General features: G+C 59.4%; 26 protein-coding genes. 17 read left to right on the forward strand and 9 right to left on the reverse strand.

Annotated elements, in window-relative coordinates; genetic code table 11:
- Positions 1-50: 50 nt before the first annotated feature.
- On the reverse strand, positions 51-3,230 hold the full coding sequence (locus R6X40_RS09030; RefSeq protein WP_318412797.1) for an EAL domain-containing protein: 3,180 nt from the start codon (positions 3,228-3,230) through the stop codon (positions 51-53).
- Positions 3,231-3,494: 264 nt separating this feature from the next.
- On the opposite strand from R6X40_RS09030, the gene R6X40_RS09035 reads away from it, so the two are divergent.
- Complete coding sequence (locus R6X40_RS09035) at positions 3,495-3,755, forward strand: DUF1344 domain-containing protein (RefSeq protein WP_318412799.1); 261 nt, start codon at positions 3,495-3,497, stop codon at positions 3,753-3,755.
- A gap of 96 nt (positions 3,756-3,851) precedes the next feature.
- On the opposite strand, the gene R6X40_RS09040 is transcribed toward R6X40_RS09035, so the two are convergent.
- From R6X40_RS09040 to R6X40_RS09055, 4 genes are all read right to left on the reverse strand, one after another.
- Positions 3,852-4,436, reverse strand: a complete 585-nt coding sequence (locus R6X40_RS09040) for a histidine phosphatase family protein (RefSeq protein ID WP_318412801.1) — start codon at positions 4,434-4,436, stop codon at positions 3,852-3,854.
- An 89-nt stretch (positions 4,437-4,525) separates the two neighbouring features.
- Complete coding sequence (gene fabI / locus R6X40_RS09045) at positions 4,526-5,344, reverse strand: enoyl-ACP reductase FabI (RefSeq protein WP_318412803.1); 819 nt, start codon at positions 5,342-5,344, stop codon at positions 4,526-4,528.
- A gap of 251 nt (positions 5,345-5,595) precedes the next feature.
- Positions 5,596-6,693: a DnaJ C-terminal domain-containing protein gene (locus tag R6X40_RS09050; protein ID WP_318412804.1), complete on the reverse strand. Its 1,098-nt coding sequence runs from the start codon at positions 6,691-6,693 to the stop codon at positions 5,596-5,598.
- Positions 6,694-6,939: 246 nt separating this feature from the next.
- Positions 6,940-7,389: an RT0821/Lpp0805 family surface protein gene (locus R6X40_RS09055; protein WP_318412805.1), complete on the reverse strand. Its 450-nt coding sequence runs from the start codon at positions 7,387-7,389 to the stop codon at positions 6,940-6,942.
- A gap of 126 nt (positions 7,390-7,515) precedes the next feature.
- Here R6X40_RS09055 and pdxH point away from each other — a divergent pair, with 126 nt between their 5' ends.
- Positions 7,516-8,136, forward strand: coding sequence for a pyridoxamine 5'-phosphate oxidase (gene pdxH / locus R6X40_RS09060; protein ID WP_318412806.1), 621 nt, complete (start codon positions 7,516-7,518; stop codon positions 8,134-8,136).
- A 12-nt stretch (positions 8,137-8,148) separates the two neighbouring features.
- On the opposite strand, the gene R6X40_RS09065 is transcribed toward pdxH, so the two are convergent.
- Together R6X40_RS09065 and R6X40_RS09070 are read right to left on the reverse strand one after the other, a co-directional pair.
- Positions 8,149-9,180 (reverse strand): polysaccharide deacetylase family protein, encoded by a 1,032-nt coding sequence (locus tag R6X40_RS09065; RefSeq protein ID WP_318413244.1) that lies wholly within the window; start codon positions 9,178-9,180, stop codon positions 8,149-8,151.
- 155 nt (positions 9,181-9,335) lie between these two features.
- Entirely contained in the window at positions 9,336-10,229 is an 894-nt protein-coding gene (locus tag R6X40_RS09070) for a hypothetical protein (RefSeq protein ID WP_318412807.1), read from the reverse strand.
- Positions 10,230-10,645: 416 nt separating this feature from the next.
- Between R6X40_RS09070 and R6X40_RS09075 the strand changes: the two genes are divergently transcribed.
- Entirely contained in the window at positions 10,646-11,911 is a 1,266-nt protein-coding gene (locus R6X40_RS09075; protein ID WP_412178354.1) for a serine hydrolase, read from the forward strand.
- Positions 11,912-11,970: 59 nt separating this feature from the next.
- Here the strand turns inward: R6X40_RS09075 and tldD are convergent, their stop codons facing one another.
- Positions 11,971-13,386, reverse strand: a complete 1,416-nt coding sequence (tldD, locus tag R6X40_RS09080; RefSeq protein WP_318412809.1) for a metalloprotease TldD — start codon at positions 13,384-13,386, stop codon at positions 11,971-11,973.
- A gap of 144 nt (positions 13,387-13,530) precedes the next feature.
- Between tldD and R6X40_RS09085 the strand changes: the two genes are divergently transcribed.
- Complete coding sequence (locus R6X40_RS09085) at positions 13,531-13,752, forward strand: antitoxin MazE family protein (RefSeq protein WP_318412811.1); 222 nt, start codon at positions 13,531-13,533, stop codon at positions 13,750-13,752.
- Positions 13,749-14,072 carry a type II toxin-antitoxin system PemK/MazF family toxin gene (locus R6X40_RS09090; RefSeq protein WP_318412813.1) on the forward strand — a complete coding sequence of 108 codons (324 nt, stop codon included), beginning with the start codon at positions 13,749-13,751 and terminating at the stop codon, positions 14,070-14,072. The genes R6X40_RS09085 and R6X40_RS09090 overlap by 4 nt, the downstream gene beginning before the upstream one ends.
- A gap of 5 nt (positions 14,073-14,077) precedes the next feature.
- Here the strand turns inward: R6X40_RS09090 and R6X40_RS09095 are convergent, their stop codons facing one another.
- Entirely contained in the window at positions 14,078-14,617 is a 540-nt protein-coding gene (locus tag R6X40_RS09095) for an invasion associated locus B family protein (RefSeq protein ID WP_113243052.1), read from the reverse strand.
- A 437-nt stretch (positions 14,618-15,054) separates the two neighbouring features.
- Here R6X40_RS09095 and coxB point away from each other — a divergent pair, with 437 nt between their 5' ends.
- The 12 genes from coxB (at position 15,055) to ispH (ending at position 23,794) form a co-directional block, all read left to right on the forward strand.
- The gene (gene coxB, locus R6X40_RS09100; protein WP_318412816.1) at positions 15,055-15,939 is read left to right on the forward strand and encodes a cytochrome c oxidase subunit II; all 885 of its coding nucleotides are present in this window, start codon (positions 15,055-15,057) and stop codon (positions 15,937-15,939) included.
- A gap of 34 nt (positions 15,940-15,973) precedes the next feature.
- On the forward strand, positions 15,974-17,668 hold the full coding sequence (gene ctaD, locus R6X40_RS09105) for a cytochrome c oxidase subunit I (RefSeq protein ID WP_318412818.1): 1,695 nt from the start codon (positions 15,974-15,976) through the stop codon (positions 17,666-17,668).
- A gap of 106 nt (positions 17,669-17,774) precedes the next feature.
- On the forward strand, positions 17,775-18,731 hold the full coding sequence (locus tag R6X40_RS09110) for a heme o synthase (RefSeq protein ID WP_318412820.1): 957 nt from the start codon (positions 17,775-17,777) through the stop codon (positions 18,729-18,731).
- A complete protein-coding gene (locus R6X40_RS09115) occupies positions 18,731-18,871 on the forward strand; it encodes a hypothetical protein (RefSeq protein ID WP_060636415.1) in 141 nt (46 codons plus the stop codon). The genes R6X40_RS09110 and R6X40_RS09115 overlap by 1 nt, the downstream gene beginning before the upstream one ends.
- Before the next feature lie 9 nt (positions 18,872-18,880).
- Positions 18,881-19,489: a cytochrome c oxidase assembly protein gene (locus R6X40_RS09120; RefSeq protein WP_318412821.1), complete on the forward strand. Its 609-nt coding sequence runs from the start codon at positions 18,881-18,883 to the stop codon at positions 19,487-19,489.
- A 65-nt stretch (positions 19,490-19,554) separates the two neighbouring features.
- Positions 19,555-20,433, forward strand: coding sequence for a cytochrome c oxidase subunit 3 (locus R6X40_RS09125; RefSeq protein WP_318412823.1), 879 nt, complete (start codon positions 19,555-19,557; stop codon positions 20,431-20,433).
- A gap of 106 nt (positions 20,434-20,539) precedes the next feature.
- Positions 20,540-20,845 (forward strand): type II toxin-antitoxin system RelE/ParE family toxin, encoded by a 306-nt coding sequence (locus R6X40_RS09130; RefSeq protein ID WP_318412825.1) that lies wholly within the window; start codon positions 20,540-20,542, stop codon positions 20,843-20,845.
- Positions 20,842-21,129: an addiction module antidote protein gene (locus R6X40_RS09135; protein WP_318412827.1), complete on the forward strand. Its 288-nt coding sequence runs from the start codon at positions 20,842-20,844 to the stop codon at positions 21,127-21,129. The genes R6X40_RS09130 and R6X40_RS09135 overlap by 4 nt, the downstream gene beginning before the upstream one ends.
- A 131-nt stretch (positions 21,130-21,260) precedes the next feature.
- Entirely contained in the window at positions 21,261-21,644 is a 384-nt protein-coding gene (locus R6X40_RS09140) for a DUF983 domain-containing protein (protein WP_318412829.1), read from the forward strand.
- Positions 21,613-22,383 (forward strand): SURF1 family protein, encoded by a 771-nt coding sequence (locus R6X40_RS09145; protein WP_318413247.1) that lies wholly within the window; start codon positions 21,613-21,615, stop codon positions 22,381-22,383. Before R6X40_RS09140 ends, R6X40_RS09145 begins: the two co-directional genes overlap by 32 nt.
- A gap of 31 nt (positions 22,384-22,414) precedes the next feature.
- On the forward strand, positions 22,415-22,780 hold the full coding sequence (locus R6X40_RS09150) for a DUF1304 domain-containing protein (protein ID WP_318412831.1): 366 nt from the start codon (positions 22,415-22,417) through the stop codon (positions 22,778-22,780).
- Between the two features lie 3 nt (positions 22,781-22,783).
- On the forward strand, positions 22,784-23,794 hold the full coding sequence (gene ispH / locus R6X40_RS09155) for a 4-hydroxy-3-methylbut-2-enyl diphosphate reductase (protein ID WP_318412832.1): 1,011 nt from the start codon (positions 22,784-22,786) through the stop codon (positions 23,792-23,794).
- Positions 23,795-23,800: the final 6 nt, after the last annotated feature.

The raw sequence follows: 23,800 nt of genomic DNA on the forward strand, positions 1-23,800 counted from the left end.
CGAAATATGACGATTGCAGCGTGAACAGTCTGTCTCGCCGAAAAGGTCAATCAGGACGCCAGCTGCAGCGCTTCCTTGCTGGCGAATGTCACGAATTTGTCGAAGCTCAAAGGTTTTGCGAAGGCATAGCCCTGCAGCAGGTCACAGCCGAGAAGCCCGAGCATTTCCGCATGCGCCATGGTTTCCACGCCTTCTGCCACCGTCTCGATACCAAGCGACCGGCCGATTTCGATGATCGAGCGGATCAGCGCCTGTTCGTTGCGGGAGTTGAGAATGGGGGCGACCAGCTGCCGGTCGATCTTCAGCCGCTTCGGTTTGATCTTCAACAGGCTGACGATCGAGGTATGGCCGGTGCCGAAATCGTCGATCTCGATATCGATGCCAAGCTTTTTGATGCCCTCGATATTGGCGGTGACGATATCGTCGCTCTCGTCGAGGAAGATCGATTCCACCAGTTCGAAGGACAGCTGGCCGGGTTTGAATGACAGGCCTTTCAGCGAGTTGAGCAGCAGGTCGTCGCTAAGCCGCTTGGCCGAGACGTTGACGGAAATCTTCGGCACATCGATGCCCATCGCTGCCCAGCGCATCGCATCGATCAGCGACCGGTCGAGCACGATACGGTCGATCGTTGCCACCACGTCCAGTTCCTCGGCGATGTGCAGGAACTTGTCAGGCGTCAAAATGCCTTCGCGCGGATGGTTCCAGCGGACCAGTGCCTCGACACCGGATAGGCGCAGCGTGCTGGCGTCGAATTGCGGCTGGTACCAGGCAACGAACTGGTTCTGTTCGATGCCTTCGAGAATTTCATCGGCAATGCGCTTCGTCGTGATGATCTCGGCTTGCAGCGCGTCGGTGAAGAATTCGTGGCGGTTGCGGCCGCTTTCCTTGGCCCGGTAAAGCGCGATATCGGCATTGACCAGCAGCTGGCGTTCATCGATCGCCATATCACCCGCACAGGCAATACCGATGCTGACCCCGAACCGGCAGGGAAAGCCGTTGTAATCGACGGGTTGGCGCATCTGGGCGATGATGCGCTCAGAGAGGCCGGAGAGGAAGACCTTGCTCGGCGGGTTGGCGACCAGCACGACAAACTCGTCGCCGCCGATACGTGCCACCATATCGCCGGCGCGCACGTTGGAGCGCAGGATCTTCGATGCATGGACCAGCATCGCATCGCCAGCTGCATGGCCGAGCGTGTCGTTGATCTGCTTGAAGCGGTCGAGATCGATGTGGAGGATGGCGATGTTCTGCAGGCCGTCCTTGCGGGCATTCGAGAGCGTTTCAAGCTCCTTGTCGAGCATCCGACGATTGCCAAGGCCGGTCAGAGGATCGTGCAGGGCATTGTGTTCGATACGGTCCTTGGCGTCGGCCAGTTCGTCGTTCTTGGCCTCTGCCATCGCCTTTGCGGTGCGTAGCTGTTCCGTCAAAAGCACGTCATCACTGATATCGAAGGCAATGCCGACCAGTTTTCGGTTGCCACCCGGCGTCTCGTGGACCTTGCCGACGGAGCGGACATGGCGGATCGTGCCGTCCGGAAGCACGATCCGGGACGCCTGAACGTAAGGAGAGCCGTCTGAAATGGTGCGGCCAACATTCGAAAGCGTCTCTTCGCGATCATCCGGATGGATCGTATTGATCCAGGTTTTGTACGTCGTTATGCCATCGATATAGGTCAGCCCATAGAGCTGATGCATGCGTTCGTCCCAATAGGTGACGCCGGCAACAAGGTCGGCCTCCCACATGCCGCATTTGTAGGAATCAAGCGCCAGATCGAGGCGTCTGGTGATCGCCTCCAGCTGCTGCTCCCGTTCCGAAAGCCCGGTGAGGGCGTCTTCAAGCTCGGCGTTCTTCTGGTCGGCAACGGCTTTTGCCGTTCGCAATTGCTCCGTCATCATCACGTCGTCGGTGACGTCCCAGCTGATGCCGGTGATCTTGGTCTTGCCATCAGCACCTACATGGGTGGATCCGGCATTGCGGACGTGGCGGATACTGTCGTCGGGCATGACGACACGATACAGCGAGCGGTATTCCAGATCCTCGTCCAGCGCCCTGAACAGTGTCAACGACGCCGCACCGACATCGTCGTGATGCACCGTACCGCGCCATTCCGCGTAGCTCGGAACTCCACCGCCTTGCGGCAAGCCGTGCAGATGATACATGCGCTCGTCCCAGGAGCGTTCCTGCGTATCGAGGTCGATTTCCCAGATGCTGATCTTGGAGGATTCAAGTGCGAGGTTGAGCCGGTGCGAGACGGTCAAGAGTTCCCGCTCGCGCGAACGAAGCTTGGCGATGTTGCGCTGGCGTTCGTTGACGAACCCGCCTGTGAGGAAGATTGGAATGATGATGATCGTTGCGGCAACGAGAATCGCGGTGTCGAGCCATCTGCTGTTGGCGGGCTCTTGTGCCCAGCCGTCCGCCGGGATTGCGGCCAGTTCCCAGGTTCCGCCCGGCAGTTGCAACTGGCGGATAACGGGCGATTTTTCGAACAGATCGGTATCACCGAAGAAGGCATCCTGAATGCTGCTTTTGATCGAGACATCGCGGATTGCCAGCTGGATATCGATATGCCGGTGGCCGCCTTCGGCTTCGTCGTTGTTCTTGCCTGCATCGACGAGACCCGCGTTGGCGTAAATGTCCCGCTCGTCGATGACGGCTTCCATGAAGCCCCAAAAGACCAGATTGCTCTCAACTCTAGTGAAGACAGGCGAAAACAGATTGAAGCCGGTTCGGCCACTCGGCAACCTGACCGGGCCAGCCAGTATGGGTTTGGCCTTGGATTCGGCGCGGTCTATGGCGATCCTTGAGGAGCGGAATTTCTTGAAATCGGTGCCGATCATCCGCTCGTTCCCCTTGAGCGGGAATGTCATGCGAATGACGGCATTGGGTGCTGCGCTGACCCGCACCATCTGTGGATTCTGTATCAACAGCTTGGTGGCCAGTTGGTCGAAAAGCGATTGGTCTATATTCGGATCGACGGAGAACTGGTTGGCAAAGCCGCGCAGTGCGGTGATGTTGTTGTTGATCTCGCTCTGCAGGCGGAGGGAGACAAGATTGAGCTCGTTTTGAACGTTGCTCTTCAGCTCGTTGCGGAAATTTTCGCGGTTCTGCCGCTCGAAGAAATAGCCACCGGTGAAGACGACGGCAAGGGCGATGAAGGCGGGAAAAAGCGACGGTTTCGCCAGCCTGGCAAGCGTCCAGGCGCGATGACGGATTGTAACACTTTTAGCCAACGGCCCTGCACCCCATATTCCCCGTCACCCACGGTAGAGGCGGAGTCTTAAGATTGGCTTTAGAGGCTGTTCCTGTTAAGAAAACCGCGTTTCGGCAGGGGAGTGCTATACGTCGATCAAGATTTGGTTAACCATGGTGTTTCCAGGCATGTATCAAATCGGATAAAATTTTAATCGACACATCAGCGGGCGATTTTTGCCACAATCAGAGGTCAAACAGTGGGCACAACAAAATTGAATGAATCACTGAAGAGGGCAAGACAGATGCGTTTCATCGTTGCTGCATTGATGGCCGCAGCCGGTTTCTTTTCGCCGCTTGCAGCGTTCGCCGAAAGTGCCGATGTCGAAGCCGTGATCACCGGCGTCGATACAGACAAGCTGAGCCTGTCGCTGGACGACGGCAAGAACTACCAGGCTCCTGAAGAATTCAATTTCGATGGCCTGAAAGAGGGCGTCAAGGTTCTGGTTTTCTACACCGAGGTCGATGGCAAGCGCGTCATCAATGACCTTGAGATCGTGCAGTAAGACTGCGCTCGCGGCACTGGCTAAGTGCCGCGTCATGCTGGCGGCGGAACTGTTGGAAGTATCGGCCGCTTTCCAGGCTTTCGGAACAACGCGGGCTTAGAGCCAGCCGATTGTACCATTCTCGATTTTCAGAATACGATCCTGTGGAATTGCCCCGAGTGCTGCTTCCTCGGCGTCCATCGCGCCGCAGATCTTGAAGAGCGTGCGAATGACGCCGCCATGGCTGACACAGACCGTTGGCCCGGAAACGCTTGAAAGCCATGCACCAATGCGCCAGGAGAGAATTTCGTAGCTCTCCGCATTCGCGCCCGGCGGAATGAAATCCCATTTTGACTGTTCACGCTCTGCCACGCGTTCGGGCATTTCCCGCTCGAGCTCGGCCATCGTGTAACCTTCCCAATCGCCGAAGGAAACCTCCTTGAGCCTGTCGTCCATCCGGTAGCCGTTGGGGGCGAGCCCCATCGCTTCGCGAATGAGCTCCATCGTCTCGCGGGTTCGGTGAAGCGGACTTGCGACGAAATCGAATTTTTCCGCATCGTGTCCGAGAAGATCAAGAAGTGCGCGGCCATTGCCGCTCGCCTGCCGCCGTCCGGTATCGTTGAGCGGAATGTCCTTCTGGCCCTGCATGCGGATTTGCGCATTCCAGTCGGTCTGGCCGTGGCGGATCATGTAGATGGTCACGGAGAAACTCCGGGGCAGGGGGCTTGAAGCCCAAGGCAGGAGCCGGGGCGTCCGTTATACGAAAGCCCCGGAGTACGTTCGTCTTCGTGTCAGTCCTTGACGACGGCGATATCCGGCGCATCGACGGCCTTCATGCCGACGACATGGTAGCCGCTGTCGGCATGGTGGATTTCGCCGGTCACCGAGCGCGACAGGTCCGACAACATGTAGAGGCCGACATCGCCGACTTCCTCAATGGTGACGGTGCGGCGCAGCGGCGCGTTGTACTCGTTCCACTTGAGGATATAGCGGAAGTCGCCGATACCGGAGGCTGCGAGTGTCTTGATCGGGCCGGCCGAGATCGCGTTGACGCGGATGTTCTTCGGGCCGAGATCGACGGCGAGATACTTGACGCTGGCCTCGAGTGCAGCCTTAGCAACGCCCATGACGTTGTAGTTCGGCATCACCTTCTCGGCACCGTAATAGGTCATGGTCAGCATCGAGCCGCCATCGGTCATCAGCTTTTCCGCGCGCCGTGCGACGGCGGTGAAGGAATAGACCGAGATGTTCATTGTCAGGGCGAAGTTTGCTGCCGACGTATCGACGTAGCGGCCGGTCAGTTCGTCCTTGTCGGAAAAGCCGATGGCATGCACGAGGAAGTCGATCTTGCCCCAGGTCTTCTCCAGATGTTCGAAGACCGCGTCGATGGTGGATTCATCGCTGACGTCGCAATGGCCGGCCATGACCGCACCGAGTTCTTCGGCCAGCGGTTCGACCCGCTTCTTCAAGGCGTCGCCCTGATAGGTGAATGCCAGTTCGCCGCCCTGCGCGTGAATTGCCTTGGCAATGCCCCATGCGATCGACCGGTTGTTTGCGACGCCCATGATGAGGCCGCGTTTGCCCTTCATCAGACCGGATGTTTGCGACATGATGTTATGCCCCCAATAAAGCCTATGCTTTCATCAGTCAGGCATGTGCCGACTGGAATTCGCATATGTTGAACCTGCCGGAGCCTTCGCGCCCCTTGCGGTCGCGTCGGCTCTGAATTTTTCGAGCATTGGCTATGACATAGCCATCCCGGTGGTTCAAGCGCGGGGGAGATCAGGAACTGTTAGTCCCCGTAATAATGGGTCAGCAGCCAAAGCGTTTGCAGCCATCCACGGTGTTTGTCGCAAAATCTTTACAGAAACAGGCCGTTGCGCAGGCTGCGCATCAGATCGGTGACCTTTTCATCCGGCTTTTCCCAGAGCATCAGCCGCAGCTCCACCAGAAGATCGCCGCGTTTGCCCTCGGCGGTCTGCAGGCCGTGGCCTTCAAGCCGGATAACGTGGTCGGAGCCGGACCAGGCTGGAACGATCACGCTGACCGGGCCGGTCAGTGTTTCCACGGTCATTTCACATCCCAGGATCGCGTCCTGGATATTGACGGGCAGGGTGGTGCGCAGGTCTGTTCCATCGGTCCGGAAGCGGCCGTCCTGAAGGACGCGCACGGCAACGACGACATCGCCGCGTTGCATGCCGTTCAACCGGTAACCCATCTCCTTAAGACGCACGATACTGCCGTCGGTGGTGCCGGCGGGCAACGAGACCTTCAATGTCTGACCGTCGGGCAGCGTTGCCGTTGCCTTTTCACGCCGGAAGATATCCTCGATCGACACTGTGACGTCGCAGAAAATGTCCGGCACCTTTTCAGGCGCTGGTTTGCTGGCGGCACCGCGAATCCGTCGCACGATGGCGGAGACCAGATCTGCCGCTGGTGCGGCGGCCCGCGGAAAGCCACCGAACATCGGCGTCTTGTCCGCCGGCTCGGGCTTCTGTTCCGGAGTGACTTCAGGCTCGGCTACAGTCTCGGCCTTTGATTCCGGCCTGGGTTCCGGTTTCGGTTCCGTTTTGGCCTGTGGTGCCGCTGCCGCCGGTTTTTTCTCTTGCGCGCGGGTATTCTGTGCTTTCGCCCGGTCGCCGGCAGCGAAGATGCGCGAGATCATGTCCTCGGCCGTTTCCGGATCGATGGTTTCTTCTTCCTGCCCTCGCGCCTTGCGCTTCATTTCTTCCATGCGGCGCAGTTCAGCCTCGCGGCGGGCATAGTCGTAGCGGTTGCGCAGCTTCGGATCCTTCAGCACCTCGTAGGCGCGGCCGGCCTCGGCAAAGCGCTGGGTGGCCAGAGGGTCATCCTGGTTCTGGTCGGGATGCACGGCTTTTGCCACGGACCGCCAGGCGGCCTTGATCTCGTCCGGTCCGGCATTGCGTCTGACGCCGAGCACTGAATAGGGATCACGCATGCCTGTCACCGCCCTTGAAGACTGATACGCCGCATTCAGCGGTTCTTTCAGCCTGTTGAAACAATCGGGAAGCCGCTTTCTGGCGGTCTCCTCCCCTTGCCGGTGATGATGAGAAGAGGCTGCTTAAATTCCGGTTAGCCGCGGGCGTATGCTGGTTGTGTAAATGGCTCCGCACCGCGTCTTTGTTGCAGCGTGGTTAATGCGCGGTAGCAAAGGCTGCCAATCCCGACGCTGCGGGGGGCGATGTCAGCTGCGTGGGCCAAAACTGGTCAGATACCATACGCCATTGCCGAGCAGGCAGGTATTGCCATCGAACTTGGCGATGCCCTGATAGGAATGGCGGGTGGTGGTGAACCGGCGGCAGGTGGTGCCGTTGACCTGTTCTTCGGAAATGCTGCTGATGACACCGGCACTGCCGGAGCTTGAATTTGCCCAGGGAATGGGGTTTCCGGCAATTCTGGTCACGTCGGCGGATGATACCGCGTTTCCAACGGTCATGGCGTCGGAATTGTCTTCGTCACTGCGGGCGGAGGGAACGGAACTGGTCGCGACGGTCCTGTCGACGTCTGGTGTTCCGGAGAAATCAAGACCGCCGAGGCATCCGGAAAGGGTTGTGGTGGTCAGGCACACTGCGGCAATCCCGCTCAATCGGGATAAAACCTTGGTGTCCTCAATCCACTTTGCTATGTCTTGCAACGGCATACCTGTCAGACTGGAAAGAGCGGCTTCAAGGTCCGGAGACGCGACATGCAAGCTCTGACATTTATTCATCGGCGGGCGGGAACTGCGTCCGCGCCACGCATTACGGCATTGGATGGCAATATGAGTGAGACTGGGTTAACAACTGGTGACTTCACGCAAGAGAATGAGCCCTTTTCCCTTTTTGGCACGTGGCTGAAAGAGGCACAGGCCGCAGAGATCAACGATCCCAATGCCTTGGCACTGGCGACGGTGGATGCCGATGGCCTGCCGGATGTGCGCATGGTGTTGTTGAAGGACTTCGATGAGCGTGGTTTCGTCTTCTACACCAATTTCGAGAGCCAGAAGGGACAGGAAATCCTGGGCAGCATGAAGGCCGCCATGTGCTTTCACTGGAAAACGCTGCGCCGCCAGGTTCGTGTTCGCGGTCCGGTGGAGATCGTCAGCAATGAAGAGGCTGACGAATATTACAAGACCCGGGCTCGCGGCAGCCGTATCGGCGCTTGGGCGTCAAAGCAGTCGCGCCCGCTCGAAAGCCGGTTTGCACTGGAAAAGGCCGTTGCCGAATACACGCTGAAATATGCCATCGGCGAAATCCCGCGCCCCAATCACTGGTCGGGTTTCCGGATCCGGCCAACCTCGATCGAATTCTGGAAGGATGGCGCTTTCCGCCTGCACGACCGGATCGAATTCCGCCGCGATCAGGCGGAAGGCGACTGGTCGAAGGTGCGGATGTATCCCTGACCGGCGAGCGGCTCAGCGCGCGCCCATCAGCTTGAAGGCAATGCCCGAGGCAAGCGCGCTGACATACCCGGCCTTTTGAAAGTGACCATTCAGCGAGATGCGGGGCAGGGCCGCCGTGTTGACCGCATCGGACAGCGTTCCCGGCTGCGTGGTCACGGCGGTGCTGAAGCCGAGATCATTGGCCAGCCGATGATCTCGGGCGGAGACGGCAGTCGCGAAGCCATAGGGATAGGCAAGAGATTTTGGCCGGTAACCGGTGATCTGCTCCACCCTGCGGGCCGAAAGATCCATTTCAGCTTGCGCCGTTTCGTCGCTGAGCCGCGTGACTGAACGATGGCTGATCGTATGCGCACCGAGGCTGGCGAGCGGATTTTCCACCAGCGTTTTGAGGCCCGTCTCGTCCAGCGTCAATGCGGCAGTGATCCCGATGGCATCGACGCCCGATGCTTGCGCTGTCTGGTTCATCCGGTCGATCGCTGTTGCTTCGTCGATCGAATGAAGCAGGGTTGCAAACCGATCGAAAACGGCCTGTTTCTGCTGGAGGCTGTCGAGCGTCACGGGTTCATCGCCTGCGCCGAAGTCGAAGGTCAGACTTGATCGCTGTTCCAGAAGATCCGCGAGTGTTTCCCACCAAAGCGTATGGGTCCGGTCGATAAAACCGCCCGCAACAAACACGGTAAAGGGCACGCCATGGCTGGAAAACACTGGGGCGGCATAGTCGAGATTGTTGCGATAACCGTCATCCAGCGTGAAAACGGCAACCGGCTGCGGATCGTCCGAGGCCAGATGGGCGGGCAAGGCATCCAGGGCGATGAACCGGTAGCCATCGCGTTTCAACGTGGTGATCGCAATATCCAGAAATTGCGGAGTGATCTCCAGATGTGCGTTGGGATCAAAGGCGCGGGGTTGTTTCGGGCGCACATGATGGAGGGTGAAGATCGCCCCACGCCCGCGCGCCGCGCGCATCAATCCACCTGCATGCAACAGCCCGGCGGCCCTGAGGCCAGCGGCAATAGCAGAGCGTTTGACGGCCTGTCGCAGCATGTTTTTCAAGAGTGTTCCCCGGCGCAATATCGAACGCGACATTAGCTGCGGCGGCGTTAACACCGGCTGAAGAGGACAATGGCCCGGTATAGTGGAAAATGAAAAAGGCGGACCGTTTTCACGATCCGCCTTCGTCTATTCTGGTACGTGCTTTGTTATGCAGGCAGCACGCCATCAACCTCATCACGCTGGCGGCCACCGAGCGCTGCGCCGACAGCAGCGACAAAGCCGCCGATCAGCAGCGACAGGGCGCCAAACAGGGCGACGGAGGCGCTGGTCTTGCGTGCGGTCTCAGCCGCTTGTGTTGCTGCGACCTTGGCATCATCGACGCTTTTCAGAACGCCATCGACACGGGCCTTGGCATCGGCTTCCGAAAGGCCGGTTCGCGATGCAATGAGCTGATCGAGATGGGTGCGGTCTTCAGCCGACATCTCGCCCTTCGTCGCACTATTGAGCAGGATACGCGACACCTGGCCTGCCGTGTCATCGGCTGCTGTACCTGAAGGGGCAGCAGAAGGTGTCGCTGGTCGCAGCAGGTTGTCGACAAAGTAGGACGTCGCATTGCTGCCTGCATCGGAAGACGCTGCCGCAGCACCGGCCGTTGTTGCGCCGGCAGCCACCGTCGCCGTTGCCTGCACGCCGGCTCCTACCGTCGCTGATACGGCCGAGCCGAGTGCGCCGACGACGATCAGGGTCGCCAGAGCCCAGGCGAGAACACCGTGCGCCGTGTCGCGAAAGAACACTTCGTCCCGGTTGACGCCGGTCCATTTCGTCCGCAGCCGGCCGGCAATATACCCGCCGAAAGCGGCAGACGCCCATTGTACGACAATCAGCCAGATCGCCGTCGTAATGGCAAAGGTGGTTAGGGATGCGCCCTGCGCGGAAAACGGAGAGGCCATGCTCAGGCCGATACCGGATCCGAGCAGGGAGAGAACGACGGTGATTGCAGAGGCAGCCACGGCCCCAGCGATGATCGCGCCCCAGCTAACGGCGGAATCCGATGATTCGATGGTGGTGCCGGCTGGTACCGTTGAAATCGGGATTGCCATTCGCGCCACCTATCGGAAGAAGAGGGCGAGAAGGATGATAATGGGGATCGGAACCCCCAGCAGCCAAAGCAGAATTCCGCGACCCATGATGTAACTCCCTTGCATTGAACGATCCGCATTTTCAAACAGTTATGCGGGCTGTCCGATAAACGCGGACAAGGGAGTTTGGTTCCGTGACGTGTGAGCGTCGCGGTTAGGTGCAATATCGGAAGAGAATTGCTGTCCGGCGCCCGGTGCTCTTCGTCCGGCTGCTTTCAGCCTTGCCGATCGCGCCAATGTTAAAACTTCGTTTACCACCCCGGTAAAAGTCACTGCGGATAAGTTCAATCCGCCGCAAAGTTGCAGCAAAGACACGGTTCTGTCGCAAAACGACGCACGTTCGCGCCCTGCCGGGTGCCATCGAATGGGGGACCGACATGCCGACCTTCCGCTTTCTGCTTTTGGCAATGCTCACTTTCGCTCTCGGGCCGGCCGTCGCCTGGGCAGGCAGTGCTGCGATCATTATCGACGCCCGCACTGGGAAGGTGCTGTCGTCGGAAAATCCCGACACGCTCAACCATCCGGCCTCGCTGACCAAGATGATGTCGCTCTACCTCACCTTCGAGGCCCTTCGCCGCGGCACGATCAGTTGGGACAGCACGATCAAAGTGTCGAAGACCGCGGCGGCCAAGCCGCCAATGCGGCTGGGGCTCAAGGCCGGCACCACGCTGACCGTGCGCGAGGCGGTGCTGGGCATGATCGTGCGTTCGGGCAACGATGCGGCTGCCGCCATGGCGGAAAAGCTCGCTGGCTCCGAAACCAAATTCGCCGAGGCGATGACGCGAAAGGCGCGGCAGCTTGGCATGAGCCGAACTGTCTTCATCAACGCCTCCGGTCTGCCGGCCAGCGCTCAGGTGACGACAGCGCGCGATATGTCGACGCTCGCAATCGCGCTGATGCGCGACTTCCCCCGCGAGTACAAGTTGTTCGCCACCCAAAGCTTCGTCTTCCGTGGCCGCAAGGTCCGTGGCCACAACAACCTGATGTATCGTTATGACGGTATGGACGGGATCAAGACCGGTTATACCAATGCCTCGGGCTTCAACCTCGTCAGTGCTGTCCGCGACGGCAACCGGCGGGTGATTGGCGTCGTGCTCGGCGGCCGGACCGCGCGCAGCCGCGACGACAAGATGGCTGCCCTTTTGGACCGTAATCTGGGCAAGGCGTCGAGCACAGGCAATCGCGCGCTGGTGGCGGCCGCCAAGACCCGCGGTACCGTCGAAGTCGCTGCCCTTGGAGCGTCCGACGTACCGTTACCCTTTACCGCCCCCAAACGTCAGGGCCACGATCCGATTGCCGCGCTGATCGCAACTTCGTCGCACGCGACAATCCCGGCCGAGCGTCCGTCCGTCATGAGTGAACTGGAAGACACGAAGGATATTTCGCCAGCGGGCACATGGCAGATCCAGATTTCGGCTGCACCGACGGAAAAGGCCGCAAGGGCGTTGCTGCTGCAGGCGAAGTCCGTTGCAGGCAATGCGCTGCAATCTGCCTCCCCGTATACCGAGGCCGTTGGCAAGGGTGCAAAGGCTGTCTATCGCGCCAGGTTTGTTGGCTTTGACAGCCGGGACGCTGCGGCCGCTGCCTGCGATAGGCTACAGCGGCACTCCTATGACTGCATGCTGCTGCCGTCGCGTAGCTGAAGCGGGTTGATTACCTGCTGACCCCGGCGGGCACAGCCGCCGGGGTCAGCAGAAGCCCATCAGGCCTGCGTGCCGCCGACGGTCGTGTCGTTCATGCGCAGATGCGGCTGACCGACGCCGACGGGGACCCACTGGCCACCTTTGCCGCAATTGCCCATGCCGGTATCGAGCTTCATGTCGTTGCCGATCATGGTGATCCGCTGCATCGCGTCCGGACCATTGCCGATCAGCATGGCGCCCTTGACCGGCGCCCCGATCTTGCCGTTGTCGATCAGGTAGGCCTCGGTGCAGCCAAACACGAATTTCCCTGAAGTGATATCGACCTGGCCGCCACCGAAGGAGACGGCATAGATGCCCTTCTTGACCGAGGCGATGATTTCTTCCGGGCTTTTGTCGCCGCCGAGCATATAGGTGTTGGTCATGCGCGGCATCGGCACATGGGCGTAGGATTCGCGCCGTCCATTGCCGGTCGCCTTCATGCCCATCAGCCGGGCGTTCTGGCGGTCTTGCATATAGCCGACCAGCTTTCCGTCATCGATCAGGACGTTATAGGCGGATGGTGTGCCTTCGTCGTCGATGGTGAGCGAGCCGCGGCGGTTCTCGATCGTACCGTCATCGACGACGGTCACGCCCTTGGCCGCGACCTGCTGGCCAAGCAAGCCGGCAAAGGCAGAGGTCTTCTTGCGGTTGAAATCGCCTTCGAGGCCGTGGCCGACGGCTTCATGCAGCATGACGCCCGGCCAGCCGGATGACAGCACCACATCCATGGTTCCTGCCGGTGCATCGATGGCGTCAAGGTTGACCAAAGCCTGACGCAGGGCTTCGTCTGCACCGCGTTGCCAGTTATCGGTGGCGATGAAATCGCCAAAGCCGCGACGGCCGCCGACGCCGTAGGACCCGGCTTCCTGCCGGTCGCCTTCGCCGACGACGACTGAGATGTTGAGGCGGGTCATCGGCCGGATATCCTGCATGCGTTCGCCGTCGGCCCGCAGGATATCGATGACTTGCCAGCTGGCGGCAATCGAGGCGGTGACCTGCCGTACTTTCGGGTCTTTTGCACGCAAATAGGCGTCGACCTCCTGCAGCAGCGAAACCTTGGCCTCGAAGCTCGGCTCGCCGATCGGGTTCTCGTCACCGTAGAGCTTCTTGTTGGTGCGCTGCGGGGCTGCGGCATAGGTGCCGGAATAGCCGCGCGTAACGGCGCCGACCGCATCGGCAGCCCGCTTGAGGGCCGTCAGCGACAGATCGCCTGCATGCGCATAACCGACCGCTTCGCCGGCAACGGCGCGCAGGCCAAAGCCCTGGTCGGTGTTGAAGCTGCCACCCTTCAGGCGGCCATTGTCGAAGGACAGCGATTCCGACTGGCTGTGCTCGATGAACAGCTCACCGTCGTCGGCACCCGACAATGTCTGCGCCAGAACTTCGCGGATGGCGGCCTCGTCGCTGTCGAACAGTTTGATGAGATCGGTGTTCATGGGCGAGGCTCCGGACTGTTTATGTTTATTCTCATGTAGAGACGCACCACCATGGCCGCAAGTTTTGAGTTTGCGGTCAGCCGTTATTATTGACAGCTCAATTCCAGGCATTATGTTACATGTAACGGATGGGAGCTGACGCGGATGGCAAAGGCTTTGAGTGAGCGTGTTCAGCAGCGCAGGGACGCAATGCGTGCGGCCGGTCTTCGTCCGCTGCAGATTTGGGTGCCGGATTCCCGAAGGGCGGGTTTCGCCGCCGAATGCCGCCGCCAATCCTTGGTCATTGCGCAGGCCGAGGCCGCAGATGACGACCTAGCGGGCTTCATGGATGCCGCTTTTGCTGATCTCAGCGGGATCGATGAATGAAGCGGGGAGATCTTGTGACTATCGCTTTGCCGGGGGATTTCGGCAAGCCGCGTCCCGCACTGGTCATTCAATCCGACCTTTTCGATGAAGCCCCGACAGTGACCGTACTGCTCATCTCGGGAACGCTGCAGGATGCGCCGCTTTTACGCATATCCATCGAACCCGATGAGGAAAACGGCTTGCGCAAACCGTCACAGATCATGGTGGACAAGGTCATGACGATACGCCGGGACAAAGTCGGAGCGCCGTTTGGGCGACTTAACGCGGAAACGATGGTTTCCGTAAACCGCCTGCTCGCCGTCTTCCTCGGCTTTGCGTAAATGCCTTACGGCAGTGCATCGTAGCCTTCGCCAAAGCCCTTCAGGTCGACCGGAATGCCGATGCCTTCTTCCGGAGACTGGAAGACGATGAAGGTCGCCTGTGCGCCGGACCGGAAGGTTTTCAGGAGTTCGTCTTCCAGAACCACTTCGGCATAGCAGCCGTCGGAGAAGCAGCGGACGAAATAGGCGCGGCCGATATCCTTGCCATCGACATTGAGGCCAAGGCCGTTCGGCAGGAGAACACCGAGCGGGGCCAGCACGCGGAGAATCTTCGCCTTGCGGTCCGCCGTCTTCAGGACGACGACCGAGAGGCCGACTTCAGGCCGGTCTTCGGCAATGACGTTCTGCATCAGCGCGCACTGCTCGGCGGTTGCGCCGGCTGGCTGGTCGCAGACGATCGACCACGCGCCGTGGTTGGATTTCACGGTGCCGGGCGTGCCTGGCTGTTGTGCTCCGGGCTGTTGGGCTGCTGCCGTATAGGAAAGAAGTGTGGCAGCAAGACCGAACGCCGCGATCGGCAGCCGGGAAAGGAGGGACAGGCCCATGTAAACCTCAAACTTAAGAATCAGTCTGGCTATTCTTGAAGCGCGTAGCCGCAAATGAAAAGCCCCGGGCGGTACATTCCAGCCCGGTGTGGCGGAAATGGGGCTCTCGAAGGGGCTTAAAACACCAAGCCGGCCCTGAGTGGGGCTTTAAGGCGCTGCCGGTGGAGTGCCGATTGCTCTTTATATATGCTATAGAGGCCGAGAGATTGGCGTGAAGTACCCGATGCCGTCAGTGCTGCTTTTCGCCGCTGCCGGTATCCATAGGCCCGTATGGCTTTAACAGTTTGTGTGAAAAGCGTCTTTTGCGCAAAATGCCGCATGGGCTTGAATGGACAGATGTTGCGGCGTTCATCAAACTGTGGTTTGAAGCGCTTCAGTATGGCTAAGGATTCTGCGTTACGGTTTGATCCTGATCAAGCGCCCAGGGAGACACTATAGTGAAAAACAAGGCTTTTGCAGTTTTGGCATCGACTGCCTGTCTGCTCTTTGCTTCGAATGCTTTGGCTGACAAGCCGGTCGCATGGCAGACCAACTTTCAGACAGCAGCAACCGGAATCATGGAAGAAATTACATGGTTTGAGCATTACACGCTCTGGTTCATCATTCCGATCACGCTTTTTGTCCTGGCGCTGTTGTTGTGGATCGTTTACCGGTTCCGCGAGAGCAAGAACCCGGTGGCATCCAAGACCAGCCACAACACGGCAATCGAGATCGTCTGGACGCTTGGCCCGGTCGTGATCCTGCTCTTCCTGGCAATCCCGTCCTTCCAGCTTTTGACCGCGCAGCTGACGCCGCCGGAAAATCCGGACATCACGCTGAAGGCGACCGGCAACCAGTGGTACTGGTCGTATGAATATGAAGTCGGCGAAAGCCCGCTCTCTTTCGACAGCCTGATGATGAAGGAAGAGGACCGCGCGTCGCTCGGCAAGGAAGACAAGCACGAATATCCGCGTCTTCTCGCTGTTGACAACGAAGTCGTCGTTCCTGTCGGCAAGACCGTTCGCGTTCTGGTGACTGCAGCCGACGTTATTCACGCTTTCGCCATGCCGGCCTTTGGCGTGAAGATCGACGCGGTTCCTGGCCGTCTCAACGAAACCTGGTTCAAGGCTGAGCGCGAAGGTCTCTACTACGGCCAGTGTTCCGAGCTCTGCGGCAAGGACCATGCCTATATGCCGATCGCCATCCGTGTGGTCAGCGAAGACAAGTACAACACTTGGCTCGCTGCCGCCGCCACCAATGTTGGTGAGGCGAACAAGGCACTCATGGCTTCCATCGACGGCGCGGCTAAGACCGTAGACGTCGCTGAAAACGCCGCACAGTAATTCGCCCTACAGAATTCGAAGGGGAGCTCGACCCATGGCCGGAAAAGCCGCTCAACACGATCACCTTCATGACCATGCCCAGGATCACGGGCACGACCATGATCACGCCCACAAGCCGCTGACATTCTTTCAGCGCTGGTTTCTTTCGACCAACCACAAGGACATCGGCACGCTGTACCTGATCTTCGCGATTTTCGCGGGCATCATCGGCGGCACGCTGTCGGTCTTCATGCGCGCCGAGCTGCAGGAGCCGGGTATCCAGATCTTCCACGGTCTGGCTTCCATGGTTTACGGCTTCGAAGGCGATGCTGCCATCGATGGTGGCAAGCAGATGTTCAACGTCTTCACGACGGCGCATGCGCTGATCATGATCTTCTTCATGGTCATGCCGGCGCTGATCGGCGGCTTTGCCAACTGGATGGTGCCGATCATGATCGGTGCGCCTGACATGGCGTTCCCGCGCATGAACAACATCTCCTTCTGGCTGATCATCCCGGCCTTCCTGCTCGTGCTTCTGTCGATGTTCGTCGAGGGCCCGGCCGGTGGTTATGGCTCCGGAGGGGGCTGGACGATCTATCCGCCTCTATCGACGGCGGGAACGCCCGGACCGTCCATGGATCTTGTGATCCTCGGCCTGCACATTGCCGGTGCCTCGTCGATCCTCGGTGCGATCAACTTCATCACCACGATCCTCAACATGCGCGCTCCGGGCATGACGCTGCACAAGATGCCGCTGTTTGCCTGGTCCGTTCTGATCACGGCCTTCCTGCTGTTGCTCTCGCTGCCGGTTCTGGCAGGCGGCATCACCATGCTGCTCACCGACCGCAACTTCGGAACCTCCTTCTTCGCACCTGAAGGCGGCGGCGACCCGATCCTGTTCCAGCACCTGTTCTGGTTCTTCGGTCACCCGGAAGTGTACATCCTGATCCTGCCCGGTTTCGGCATCGTCAGCCACATCGTCTCGACCTTCTCGAAGAAGCCGATCTTCGGTTACCTCGGCATGGCCTATGCCATGGTTGCCATCGGCGCCGTTGGCTTCATCGTCTGGGCTCACCACATGTACACCGTCGGCATGTCGCTCGACACGCAGCGTTACTTCGTCTTCGCGACGATGGTCATCGCGGTTCCGACCGGCGTGAAGATCTTCTCCTGGATTGCGACGATGTGGGGCGGTTCGATCCGCTTCACCACGCCGATGGTCTGGGCGATCGGCTTCATCTTCCTGTTCACCGTCGGTGGCGTCACGGGCGTTCAGCTCGCCAACGCTGGTCTCGACCGCTCGCTGCATGACACCTACTACGTGGTTGCCCACTTCCACTACGTTCTGTCGCTCGGCGCCGTGTTCGCGATCTTCGCCGGCTGGTACTACTGGTTCCCGAAGATGACCGGCTACATGTACAACGAGTTCATCGGCAAGCTGCACTTCTGGGTCATGTTCATCGGCGTCAACCTGGTGTTCTTCCCGCAGCATTTCCTCGGTCTCGCCGGCATGCCGCGCCGTTACATCGACTATCCGGATGCCTATGCAGGCTGGAACGCGGTGTCGTCCTACGGTTCGTACATCTCGGCCTTCGCCGTCCTGATCTTCCTGTTCGGCGTCTTCGAAGCCTTCTCCAAGAAGCGTCTTGCCGGTAACAACCCATGGGGCGAAGGTGCAACCACGCTCGAATGGCAGCTGACATCGCCGCCGCCGTTCCACCAGTGGGAACAGCTGCCGCGCATCAAGTAAGCGCTGTACTTCAACCGAAGCCGCCGGAAACGGCGGCTTCGTTCAACGCCGGGAAGTCCCGGCACCACGGCGCAACGGACGCGCCGGACAAATCCAAGGACTGGACATGCAGGTCATCGACAATCACGAAGCAATCGGCACGGAAGGCGGCGTTCGTCTTTCTGAAGCCACTGCGCGCGATTTCTTCGAATTGCTGAAGCCGCGCGTCATGTCGCTGGTGGTGTTTACGGGCCTCGCCGGCATGGTGATGGCGCCCGGGCACATCAATCCTTTCATCGGTTTCATTGCGATCCTCTGTATCGCCGTGGGTGCTGGAGCTTCCGGCGCCCTCAACATGTGGTACGACGCGGATATCGATGCGATCATGACCCGCACGGCGAAGCGGCCGATCCCGGCAGGCAAGATCACGGCTGAGGAAGCGCTCGCCTTTGGCCTGACGCTTTCGGCTTTCTCCGTCTGCATCCTCGGCATCGTCGTCAACTGGCTGTCAGCTGGGCTGCTCGCCTTCACGATCTTCTTTTACGTCGTCATTTACACGATGTGGCTGAAGCGCTCGACGCCGCAGAACATCGTCATTGGCGGCGCCGCCGGTGCATTCCCTCCGATGATCGGCTGGGCCTGCGTCACCAACGGCATCGCCGTCGAGAGCATCGTACTTTTCCTCATCACCTTCCTCTGGACGCCGGCCCATTTCTGGGCGCTGGCTCTGTTCAAGATGCGCGACTACGGCGCCGTCGGTGTGCCGATGCTGCCGAATGTCAGCGGTGAGGCGACCACCAAGACGCAGATCGTTATCTATGCGGTCCTGACCGCGATCATCGGCGTCGTGCCGACCATGCTCGGTTTCTCGAGCATGTATTACGGCGCTTTTGCCGCAGCGCTCGGCCTGGGTTTCATCTGGTACTCTATCGGCGTGCATCGCATGCCGGAGGGTGACGAAAAGATGATCCCCGCCAAGAAGCTGTTTGCCTTCTCGATCCTCTATCTTTTCGCGATCTTCTCCGCGTTGATGGTCGATCACCTGATTGCCACGCTGTGGCTCACTGCCGGAAAGGTTGCCTGATGGAACTCGTGACACTCACGGACGCCCAGAAGAAGTCGCGCCGCGGTCGCAATATCGCGCTTGGCGCCGTTCTCTTCGGTCTCGTTGCCATTTTCTATGTCGTGACGCTGATCAAGTTCAGCAATGGCATGGTCCAGTAAGGAACGATCATGGTACCGATCAAAACGCCAGAGCAGAAGAAGGAACGGGCAAACGGCGTCATCGTCGCGTCCTGCCTCGCCTTCGTCTTCGGCATGACCGGCATGGCCTATGCAGCCGTGCCGCTCTACGACATGTTCTGCCGGGTGACCGGCTATAACGGCACGACGAAGCGCGTCGAGCAGGCGTCTGACGTCATTCTCGACAAGAAGATCAAGGTCACGTTCGATGCGAACATCGCATCCGACCTGCCATGGGTCTTCAAGCCGGTGCAGCGCGAGATCGAACTGAAGATCGGCGAAACGGTGCAGATCGAGTTCGAAGCAACCAACATGGCGAAAAAGGCGACGACCGGTCAGGCGGTCTTCAACGTGACACCCATGGCGGCCGGGGCGTATTTCAACAAGGTTGAGTGCTTCTGCTTTACCGAGACGACGCTGCAGCCGGGCGAAGACATGAAGATGCCGGTGGTATTCTTCGTTGATCCGGAAATCGTCAAGGCGGTTGAGACCAAGGGGATCAACACGTTGACGCTGTCCTACACGTTCTACGCCCGCGAACCGTCAAAGCCGGTCGCGGCGCTGACGGTCAAGCCTGCCGAAACTGACAACAAACTTTGACAGATCACAGTTTTCGGCTAAGCCGGAAATGACGACATGAGAAAGACTTATCGGGGATAGTCCACATGGCCGATGCGCACCAGAAAAACCACGACTACCACATTATCGATCCGAGCCCTTGGCCACTGATCGCCTCGATCGGCGCCTTCGTCATGGCCTTCGGCGGTGTCGGCTACATGCGATACCTGTCGGGCGGCACGCTGCACCTGTTCGGTGTCGACTGGGCGCATCCGTGGTTCTTCTTCATCGGTCTCGCCGTCGTTCTCTACACGATGTACGGCTGGTGGTCGGACACGATCAAGGAAGCGCATGAGGGCCATCACACCCGCGTTGTGGCGCTGCACCTGCGTTATGGCATGATCATGTTCATCGCTTCGGAAGTGATGTTCTTTGTTGCCTGGTTCTGGGCTTATTTCGATGCCAGCCTCTTCCCGGGCGAAGCCATCCAGGCAACCCGCTCCGCGTTCACCGGCGGTGTCTGGCCGCCGAAGGGCATCGAGGTTCTCGACCCGTGGCACCTGCCGCTCTACAACACCGTCATCCTGCTGCTGTCCGGCACGACGGTGACCTGGGCGCATCACGCGCTGCTGCACGGCGACCGCAAGGGCCTGATCAACGGCCTGACGCTGACCGTTTTGCTCGGCATGCTGTTCTCCTTCGTACAGGTCTACGAATATGTGAACGCTCCGTTCGCCTTCAAGGATTCGATCTACGGCGCGACCTTCTTCATGGCGACCGGTTTCCATGGTTTCCACGTTCTGGTCGGTACGATCTTCCTGGCCATCTGCCTGATCCGCGCGCTGAAGGGTGACTTTACCCCGAAGCAGCATTTCGGCTTCGAAGCTGCCGCCTGGTACTGGCACTTCGTCGACGTGGTTTGGCTGTTCCTGTTCTTCTCCATCTACATCTGGGGCGGCTGGGGTGCCCCGATCGCTCACATGTGATCGGTCGACAGAGTTGAAATTTCAGGCGGCCGCAGCGATGCGGCCGTTTCTGTTTCCGAAGATTGACTTTGATTGACGGAGTGTATCCTTTCGGATACAGTTTCGCATGCTCGTATTTGAGACAACCGACGTGTTCAAGGATTGGCTGTTTTCGCTGCGGGATATGAAAGCGAAAGCCCGAATTCTTGCGCGGATACGCTCCGCAGAGTTCGGCAATCTGGGAGACTGTTCACCTGTCGGCGAGGGTGTCTCAGAAATGCGGATCCATTATGGGCCTGGCTATCGCCTGTATTTCAAACGCACCGGCGACGTTGTTTATCTCCTGCTGGCCGGTGGCGACAAGTCCAGCCAGAAGCGAGACATTGCCGCCGCCTTGAAGATGGCGAAGTCTCTTCAGAAGGATCAATCATGACGACGATCTCAAAGTTCGACGCATCCGAGTTTCTCGACGATGATGACCTCGTCGCCGAATATCTGACCGCTGCGATGGAGGATGATAATCCTGATGTCTTCATTGCGGCCCTCGGAGACGTCGCCAAGGCGCGAGGAATGACAGAGATTGCCAAGGCATCGGGTCTAGGCCGTGAAAGCCTCTACAAATCTCTTCGGGGCGGATCGAAGGCCCGTTTCGAAACGCTTCACAAGATCGTCAATACGCTGGGACTGAAGATGACGATCGTTGCCGACCGGGCTTGATCCCAATATGCGGCCAGCTGTCCTGAAAAAGCCTCTATGTCGCAGGCTTTGCATTGGACGAAGGCGGTGACCCGCGTTACCACGTTTGCTGAACGCCGCGCACAAAGCCGCAAGCAGTTGGAAAAATCGCCATGCACGAAGACAGCGCACATTTCCCGCCGGTCGATCCGGTCAGGGCCGGGATCAGGGGGCATTGCCCGCGATGCGGCCAGGGCAAGCTGTTTGATGGCTTCCTGACCATGAAGCCGGCCTGCGCCAGCTGCGGGCTAGATTACGGCTTTGCCGATGCCGGCGACGGGCCGGTGGTCTTCGTCATCCTGATCGTTGGCTTCATCGTTGTGGGAGCCGCCCTCTGGATGGAGGTCAATATCAATCCGCCGCTCTGGGTGCATTTCCTGTTGTGGATCCCGCTCGCCATCGTCTTCAGTCTGGTTCTCATGCGCATGCTCAAAGGCGTTCTGATCAATGTGCAATTTCGCAACAATGCACGCCCGGGCGAGATTGATCGTGGCTGATACCGTATCGGACAAGAAGCGCGGCGGGCTGCTCGGCCGCGTCGTTGGCATCGTGCTGGTTCTGGTCGCACTGGCGATCTTGCTTGCGCTCGGCACGTGGCAGATGGAGCGGCTGGCCTGGAAAGAGGGGCTCCTGGCGTCGATTGCAGAACGGCGCGCGGCACCGCCTGCCGATCTGACGGCGATCGAGGCGTTGGATAGGGCCGGCGAGGATGTCGACTACCGCACGGTGCGTATCACCGGCAGCTATCTCAACAACAAGGAACGGCACTTCTTCGCAACGTACGGCGGCCGCATCGGCTATTACATCTATACGCCACTGCAGCTCACCGACGGCCAGATCGTTCTCGTCAATCGCGGCTTCGTTACCTTCGAGGCCAAAGAGCCGGAAATGCGCAAGCAGGGCCAGCTGACCGGCGAACAGACCGTCACCGGCCTGTCCCGCGCCAAGCTGCTGGAGAAGCCATCCTGGGCTGTGCCGGACAATGACGTGGCCAAGAACATTTTCTACTGGAAGGATCTCGATGTCATGGCATCGAGCGTCGGGCTTGATCCAGCAAAGGTCGTGCCGTTCTTCGTGGACGCCGACGCGACGTCCCATGAGGGCGGCATGCCGATCGGTGGCGTGACGCAGTTCGACTTTCCCAACAGCCATCTGCAATATGCGATGACCTGGTACGGTCTGGCCGCGGCACTGGTCGTCATCAGCGGCATTTTCATCTTCAAGCGGAAGCCATAAGGTCCAGGCGTCCACCGCTGGAGGAAAATGAATGGCTACTCTCGCAAACATCCTGATCGCCGTGACGGCGCTGATGCATGTCGGTTTTCTTGTGCTTGAGATGTTTCTCTGGACCGGGCCGCAGGGGCGAAAAGTCTTCAGGATGTCGGTCGAGCAAGCCGAGGCCACAAAGGTTCTGGCGGCCAATCAGGGGCTCTATAACGGCTTTCTCGCTGCCGGACTTTTCTGGTCACTCATCGCTTCCCCGCCGGAATTTGCCGTGCAGTTGAAGCTGTTCTTCCTTGTGTGCGTGATTGTTGCCGCTATATATGGCGCATGGTCGGTCAAGCCGCGCATCCTGCTGGTGCAGGGCGGGCCGGCAATTCTCGCCCTTGTGTTCACCCTACTGGCATTCTGATAAATGGCGACTTCCTTTCCTGCAAAGACACCGATTACCCTGCGCCTCTGCGGCCCGCGCGGCTTCTGCGCCGGTGTCGACCGGGCGATCCAGATCGTTGTTCTGGCATTGAAGGAATATGGCGCCCCGGTCTATGTCCGCCATGAGATCGTTCACAATCGCTATGTCGTCGAGGGGCTCGAGGCCAAGGGCGCGATCTTCGTTGAAGAGCTGGACGAGATCCCGCCGGAGCATCGCAAGCAGCCGGTGGTGTTCTCCGCTCATGGCGTGCCGAAGTCGGTGCCTGCCGATGCGACGGAGCGTAATCTTTTCTATCTCGACGCCACATGCCCGCTGGTCTCCAAGGTCCACAAGCAGGCCATGCGCCACCAGAAGCTTGGCCGTCATGTGGTGCTGATCGGCCATGCCGGGCATCCGGAAGTCATCGGCACGATGGGCCAGCTGCCGGAAGGTGCCGTGTCGCTGGTTGAGACGGTCGAGGACGCTGAAGTCTATATGCCACCGGATACCGAAAATCTCGGTTTCGTCACTCAGACAACACTGTCCGTCGATGATACCGCCGGCGTTATCAAGCGGCTGCATGAGCGCTTCCCGAACCTGACGGCGCCTGCGGCCGATTCGATCTGCTACGCGACGACAAACCGCCAGGAAGCGGTGAAACAGGCAGCACCCGGTTGCGACCATTTCATCATTGTTGGCGCTCCGAACTCGTCGAACTCCAAGCGTCTCGTCGAAGTCGCGCTGAGAGCCGGTGCGAAAAAATCGGTCCTTGTCCAGCGCGCGTCGGAAATCGACTGGGATGACTTTGCCGATATCTCTACGGTCGGCCTGTCGGCGGGTGCGTCGGCGCCGGAAGTCATCGTCAACGAGATCATCGAGGCTTTTCGCCAGCGTTACGAGGCGGCGCTCGAGCTTGCCGATACGGTCGAGGAAACCGAAAACTTCCTCGTCAACCGCGAGCTTCGCCACGTGCCACTGACGGCTCAGGACATGGCTTTCGTCAACGGCGACTGAGACGCG

It is taken from the genome of Rhizobium sp. PL01, from assembly GCF_033447125.1.
Lineage (GTDB): Bacteria > Pseudomonadota > Alphaproteobacteria > Rhizobiales > Rhizobiaceae > Pararhizobium.